The sequence below is a fragment of the Streptomyces radiopugnans genome (assembly GCF_900110735.1).
GTDB lineage: Bacteria > Actinomycetota > Actinomycetes > Streptomycetales > Streptomycetaceae > Streptomyces > Streptomyces radiopugnans.
Window position 1 is genome coordinate 305,018 of record NZ_FOET01000002.1, and the last position, 6,705, is coordinate 311,722.

General features: G+C 76.2%; 5 protein-coding genes and 1 pseudogene. All 6 read left to right on the top strand.

Features of this window, described 5'->3' with window-relative positions; all coding sequences use genetic code 11:
* Nucleotides 1-71: 71 nt before the first annotated feature.
* On the top strand, nt 72-659 hold the full coding sequence (locus tag BMY40_RS06170; RefSeq protein WP_093656260.1) for a sigma-70 family RNA polymerase sigma factor: 588 nt from the start codon (nt 72-74) through the stop codon (nt 657-659).
* Nucleotides 656-1,432 (top strand): anti-sigma factor, encoded by a 777-nt coding sequence (locus tag BMY40_RS06175; protein ID WP_093656262.1) that lies wholly within the window; start codon nt 656-658, stop codon nt 1,430-1,432. The genes BMY40_RS06170 and BMY40_RS06175 overlap by 4 nt, the downstream gene beginning before the upstream one ends.
* Nucleotides 1,433-2,001: 569 nt before the next feature.
* Entirely contained in the window at nt 2,002-3,612 is a 1,611-nt protein-coding gene (locus BMY40_RS06180) for a molybdopterin-dependent oxidoreductase (RefSeq protein WP_245769927.1), read from the top strand.
* A 126-nt stretch (nt 3,613-3,738) separates the two neighbouring features.
* Nucleotides 3,739-4,416, top strand: coding sequence for a fasciclin domain-containing protein (locus BMY40_RS06185; RefSeq protein WP_093656264.1), 678 nt, complete (start codon nt 3,739-3,741; stop codon nt 4,414-4,416).
* Nucleotides 4,417-4,691: 275 nt separating this feature from the next.
* Entirely contained in the window at nt 4,692-5,900 is a 1,209-nt protein-coding gene (locus tag BMY40_RS06190) for a S1 family peptidase (RefSeq protein WP_093656266.1), read from the top strand.
* Nucleotides 5,901-6,214: 314 nt separating this feature from the next.
* Nucleotides 6,215-6,705: pseudogene (locus BMY40_RS28230) on the top strand (S1 family peptidase); the annotation flags it as partial.

A 6,705-nucleotide genomic window follows, 5' to 3' on the forward strand; every position in this document is an offset into this window, starting at 1 on the left:
GTGCGACAGGCGCCACAGCCGGCACAGACACCACACGCGCCACGGGCGCCCCGCTCCGAAGGTGCGGCCGGGTGAAGGAGACCGTACGCATCACCGGGCCCGCCGACGAGCAGGGCCCCACCCTGGACGAGCTGCTGGTCGAGGTCGCCCGCGGCGACCAGGAGGCCTTCGCCTCCCTGTACGACGCGGTGTGCGGCCCCGTGCTGGGGCTGGTGCGCAGCGTGCTGCGCGACCCGGCCCAGTCGGAGGAGGTCGCCCAGGAGGTGCTGGTGGAGGTGTGGCGGACCGCCGCGCGCTTCCGGCCCGACAGGGGCGGCGCCATGGCCTGGGTGATGACCCTCGCCCACCGGCGCGCCGTGGACCGGGTGCGTTCCGTGCAGGCCGCCTCCGAGCGCGAGCGCCGGGCCGCCCTGCTGGACCACACGCCCGCGTTCGACTCCGTCACCGAGCAGGTCGAGGCCCGGCTGGAGCGCGAGCAGGTGCGCCGCTGCATGGGCGGCCTCACCGAGGTCCAGCGCCAGTCGGTGACCCTGGCCTACTACCGGGGGCTGACCTACCGGGAGGTGGCCGAACTGCTGTCACTGCCGCTGGGCACCGCCAAGACGCGGCTGCGCGACGGCCTCATCCGACTCCGCGACTGCCTGGGGGTGGCCTCGTGAGCGCCGCCGACCTGCACACCCTGACCGGCGCCTACGCCGTCGACGCGCTGGACGGACCCGAACGCGAGGAGTTCGAGCGACACCTGGCCGTCTGCGCCCCGTGCCGCGAGGAGGCCCGGGAACTGACCGCGACCGCCGCCCGGCTGGGGCTGGCGGCCTCCGCCGCTCCCCCGCCGGGCATGCGGGAGGAGGTCCTGCGCCGTGTCGCGGCGGTGCGCCAGGAGCCGCCCCGCGCCCGGCCGCCGGCCGGCTCCCCCGGAGGTGCGGGCGGCGCGGGCGGCGGGACCGGCCGCCTCCGGCGGCTGCCGCGCCTGGCGCTCGCCGCCTCTGTGGCCTCCGCCCTGGCCCTGGGCGGGGTCGCGGCCTGGCAGTACGAGCGGGCCCGCGACGCCCGGCAGCTCGCCGAGCAGGCCCGGCAGCGGGCGGACGAGCTGACCCGGCTGCTCGCCGCGCCGGACGCGCGGCTGGCCGCCGGGGAACTGCCCGGCGGCGGGAGCGCCACCGTGGTGGTCTCCCGCAGCCGCGACCGGGCCGCGTTCCTGGCCTCGCGGCTGCCCGAACCGCCCGCCGGCAAGGTCTACCAGCTGTGGTTCGACGACGACGGCGCCATGCGCCCGGCCGGTGTGGTGAAGGCCTCGGACGGGCGGGCGGCGGTCGTCATGGACGGGCCCGTCGCGGGCGCGGACGGCATGGGCGTGACCGTGGAGCCGGAGGGCGGCTCGGCGCAGCCCACCTCCGAGCCTCTGGCCGTGATGGAGTTCCCGGCCGCGTGAGGGCCGGGGAGGCGGGGACGGGCATGCCGGCGGCGCCGTTCGCCGGCACACGGCGGTCGCCCGGGCACCTGCCGTGTGCCGCCCGGGCCGGGGCGGACGAGGTGGTGCCGCCGTCCGCGCCGGGCTCCGGCGTCCGGGCGGCGGGCACCGGTGACGGCAACCGCCCCCCGGGCCGCTTCCCCAGCCCCTTCCCTCCCGGTCCCTTCGCGCAAGGGCGGCCGTCCACACGCCCTGGGTCCTGTCCGCAGCGGAGAGGGCCCGCGGCCCGGGCGGAACCCGGCCCGAACGGGCGGGCGCGGCAGGGCGGTTGATCCGAACGGTCCGGAGGGCCCGGAACCGTTCGGGCCGCCCGGTCCGCCCGGCCGCCCGGAGTCGGCGGTCTCCCGCGTCGGCGCCGATCCGCAGGAAGGCCGCGGAAAATGTTTTTTCACTGGATCGGGTGACATACCAATCCGCCGGACGGCCCGCTCCGAATACGGGATGTGAGCGACGACAGGCAGACCACGGCGGCGGCACCCGATGCCGCCGCACCCGCCCGTACCGCGCCCGGCCGGGTGCGGAAGGGCCGGGTGCGGTACGGGCGGTGGGTCCGCCCCGCCCTGGGCGCGACGGCCGGGCTGCTGTCCGGCGCCCTGGCCCTGACCGTCGCCGAACTGGCGGCGGCCGCCGTGACCGGCCCGGAGGCCGGGCCGGTCACGGCGGTGGGCGGAGCGGTCGTCGACCGCACCCCGGCCTGGCTGAAGGACTTCGCCATCCGCACCTTCGGCGACGACGACAAGCTGGTGCTGCGGCTGGGCATCCTGGCGCTGCTGGCCCTGGCCGCCGCCGCACTGGGGCTGTCGGCCCTGCGCCGGCGCGGGGCCGGGGCCGCCGGGGTGCTGCTCTTCGGCGCGGTCGGCGCGGCGGCGGCCGTCGGCCGCCCGGACACGGGCGGTACGGGCGCACTGCCCTCGGTGGTCGGCGCCGCCGCCGGAGCGGGAGCCCTGTACCTGCTGGCCGGGCGGCTCGCCCCGACGAGGGGCGCGCACACCGCCGGTGGCGGCGCACCCGAGGGGGGACCACAGCCCGGTACGAGCGGCGAGCGCACGCCGTTCGACCGGCGCGGGTTCGTCCTCGCCGCCACCGGCACCGCCGCCGCCACCGCCGGGGCGGGGCTGCTCGCCCGCGCCCTGACCGCGTCGGACACCGCCCGGGCCGCCGCCTCCCGCGAAGCGGTGGCCCTGCCCGCCCCCGCCTCCAAGGCCCCTCCCCTACCGCCCGGCGCCGATCTGCGGCTGCCCGGCATGAAGCCCTTCATCACCCCCAACGACGCCTTCTACCGCGTCGACACCGCCCTGACCGTCCCCCGCCCGGACGCCGGCGCCTGGCGGCTGCGCCTCCACGGCCTCGGTGTCACCCGCCCGCTGACCCTGGACTTCCGCGAGCTGCTGGAACGCCCGCTCATCGAGCGCGACATCACCCTCACCTGCGTGTCCAACCAGGTCGGCGGCCCCTACGTCGGCACCGCCCGATGGCTTGGCGTGCCCCTGGCCGAGCTGCTGCGCGAGGCCGGGGTCAGGCCGCCCTCCCGGGGCGGGCCGGCCGACCAGCTGGTGTCCCGCTCGGTGGACGGCATGACGCTGGGCACCCCGGTGGAGACGGTCATGGACGGCCGGGACGCGCTGCTGGCGGTCGGCATGAACGGCGAGCCGCTCCCCTTCGACCACGGCTTCCCCGTGCGCATGGTGGTGCCCGGCCTGTACGGCTACGTCTCGGCCTGCAAGTGGCTGACGGAGCTGGAACTGACCACCTTCGACGCCTACGACGCGTACTGGGTCCGCCGCGACTGGGCGGCCGAGGCCCCGGTCAAGACCCAGTCGCGCATCGACACCCCCAAGCCCCTCGCCTCCCTGGAGGCGGGGACCGTGGCCGTCGGCGGCGTCGCCTGGGCCCAGCACACCGGGATCGACCGCGTCGAGGTGCGCGTCGACGACGGGCCCTGGCACGCCGCCCGCCTGGCCGCGGAGGACAGCGCGGACACCTGGCGGCAGTGGGCGTGGCGGTGGAACGCCACACCCGGCTCGCACCGGCTGGAGGTCCGCGCCACCGACCGCGACGGACGCGTGCAGACCGCCGAGCGCGTCGGAACCCTTCCCGACGGCGCGACCGGACGGCACTCGGTGGTGGTCGACGTGACCTGACCGCCCGCCGCGCCGCCGCGCACTTCCGAGACCGGCCGCCTCCGTCCGGCCGGAGCCATCCGAGCGAAGCCACCCGAACGGGGCCGTCCGGCCCGCGTATCCGAACCGACAGGAGAACCACACCACATGAGCGCCACCCGTACCCGCCGCGTCCGCCGCATCGCCCTCGCCGTCACCGCCGCGGTGGTGCTGCCGCTGTCGGTGACCGCCTGCTCCTCCGAGGACGGCGGCGACGGCGCGGCCGACTCGCAGTCCGCCTCGCCGGCCGGGTCCATGCCCGCCGACGGGGCGCAGGAGGAGTCCGGGGACACGGCCGCGACCGACACCTCCAAGCCGTTCGGCCCCGGCTGCCAGGCCGTCCCCGAGGACGGCGAGGGCAGCTTCGACGGCATGGCCGACGACCCGGTCGCCACCGCCGCCTCCAACAATCCCGCCCTGTCCACGCTGGTGAGCGCGGTGCAGAAGGCCGGCCTGGTCGACACCCTCAACAGTGCCGAGAACATCACGGTGTTCGCGCCCACGGACGACGCCTTCGCGAAGATCCCGGAGAAGGACCTCAACGCCGTTCTGGAGGACGAGAAGGCGCTCACCGAGATCCTCACCTACCACGTCGTCGGCGAGAGGCTGACACCCGGGGACCTGGAGAACGGCTCCTACCCGACGCTGCTGGACAAGAAGGAGCTGACCGTCTCCGGCTCCGAGGGCTCCTACACGGTCAACGACGCCTCGAAGGTCGTCTGCGGCAACGTGCCGACCGCCAACGCCACCGTCTACATCGTCGACACGGTGCTGATGCCCCAGTGACCCCCTGAACCGGAGAACCGCCCACGACCCCGGTGGCCCCCTGCCGCGTCCCGGCACGGGGTCACCGGCCAACGGCCCCCGGCGTCCCGCCCACCGGACGCCGGGGGCCGCGGCGCGGACACCGGTGTGACGGTCCGCTGGAGGCTGTGGCCCTTCGGTGAAGGCGGCCCCGTCCCCGGTTCCGCCGCGTCGCGCGGTGGACAGCCTCCAGGTGCGCCGGGCGGCCGACGGCGGCCCGGCGCCCATCCCCCCACACACAAGACGTAGGAGTCCACATGCGGCACAGCCGTGGTGCGTCAGCCGGCTCGGCCCTCGCGATCGGCGCCCTGGTACTGACCGTCCTGCCCGCCGCCGCCGAAGCGGCCGCCCCCTCCCCCGCCGGGGCGCCCGCCGCGATCATCACCGGCGACGCCGGACAGGACGCCGGCCGGTCGCCCGCCGGCGCGTTACCCGCCGGCGCGCTGAAGGCCATGCAGCGCGACCTGGGCATAACCGCCGAGCAGGCCCGCGAGCGCGTGGCGAACGAGTACCGCGCCGGGAAGATCGCCCCCGTCCTCGCCAAGGATCTCGCCGGCGACTTCGCCGGCGCCTGGACCACCGGCGACACCTCCACCCTCGTCGTGGCCACCACCGACGCCTCCGACGCCCGCCGGATCTCCGCGAAGGGCGCCCGGGCGAAGGTCGTCGAGCACACCATGGCCGAACTCGGCGCCACCAAGGAGGCCCTGGACCGCGCCGCCCGGCACGGCGCCCCGACCTCCGTCTCCCAGTGGTACGCCGACGTGAGGACCAACTCCGTCGTCGTCCGCGCCTCCGACACCGCGAAGGCCCGCGCCTTCGCCGAGGCCGCCGGAGCCGGCAGCGACCTGGTGCGCGTGGTGAAGTCGTCCGAGAAGCCCCGCCCGTACGCCGAACTGCGCGGCGGCGACGCCTACTACATCAACGACACCAGCCGGTGCTCGGTCGGCTTCGCCGTCACCGACGGCACCCGGCAGGGCTTCGTCACCGCCGGCCACTGCGGCGTCCCCGGCGACACGACCGCCGGGCACGACCGCTCGGCCCAGGGCGTCTTCCAGGGCTCGTCCTTCCCCGGCGACGACTACGGCTGGGTCGCCACCGCGGACGGCTGGACGGCCACCCCGTACGTCAAGGGCTCCGGCGGCGCCGACGTGACCGTCGCCGGCTCCGCCCAGGCGCCCGTCGGCTCCTCCGTCTGCCGCTCCGGCTCCACCACCGGCTGGCACTGCGGCACCATCGAGCAGCACGACGTCACCGTCCAGTACGGGCAGGGCGACGTGCACGGGCTGACGCGGACCACCGTGTGCGCCGAACCCGGCGACTCCGGCGGCCCGTACATCACCGGCGACCAGGCCCAGGGCGTCACCTCCGGCGGCTCCGGCAACTGCACCACCGGCGGCACCACCTTCTACCAGCCGGTCGAACCGGTCCTGGAGGCGTACGGCCTCACCCTCGTCACCGGCTAGCCCCCACGGGCCGGCCGTCCCCGGGCCGCCCCGCGCGCCGCTCCCTCCCCCGGCGCGCGGGGCGGCCCTTCGCACTGCCGTGCGTCCTCCGACGCGAGTCCACCGCCAGGGGTCCACCGCCACGAGTCGGCCACCGCGGTCCGGTGCAGCCCCTGTGATCATGCGTGAAGTTCTTGTGACCGCTTCCCCATGGTGTCCGATATGCGACACCGGCACACCGCGAAACCTCTAACTTGACAGGCGCACGCCACCCTCATGAAACACGGGCGTGCCGTTCGCCCCCACCCTCTTTCCCCCACAACAGAGGAGAACGAATGCGCCACAGCCGTGGTATCGCGACCGGTGCGGCACTCGCCGCCACCGCACTCGCCCTGACCGCCCTGCCCTCCATCGCCGGCGCGGTCACGTCGTCCCCCACCGACACCCCCGCCAAGACCGCCGCCGAGACCACCCTCACCGCCGAAGCCCTCCGCGCCGCCGAGGAGATGCCCGCCGGCGCGCTGAAGGCCATGCAGCGCGACTTCGGCATAACCGCCGACCAGGCCCGCGAGCGCGTCGCGAGCGAGTACCGCGCCGGGAAGATCGCCCCCGTCCTCGCCAAGGACCTCGCCGACAGCTACGCCGGCGCCTGGACCACCGGCGACACCTCCACCCTCGTCGTGGCCACCACCGACCCCGCCCAGGCCCCCGCCATCACCGAGACCGGCGCCCGGGCGAAGGTCGTCGAGCACACCATGGCCGAACTCGAGGCCGTCAAGGCCGGACTGGACCGCGCCGCCGAGAAGAACTCCACCACCGCCGCGCC

Excerpts from the sequence above, each read along its gene's own strand:
- BMY40_RS06185 (WP_093656264.1), top strand. The coding sequence starts at position 3,739 with ATGAGCGCCACCCGTACCCGCCGCGTCCGCCGCATCGCCCTCGCCGTC.
- BMY40_RS06190 (WP_093656266.1), top strand. The coding sequence starts at position 4,692 with ATGCGGCACAGCCGTGGTGCGTCAGCCGGCTCGGCCCTCGCGATCGGC.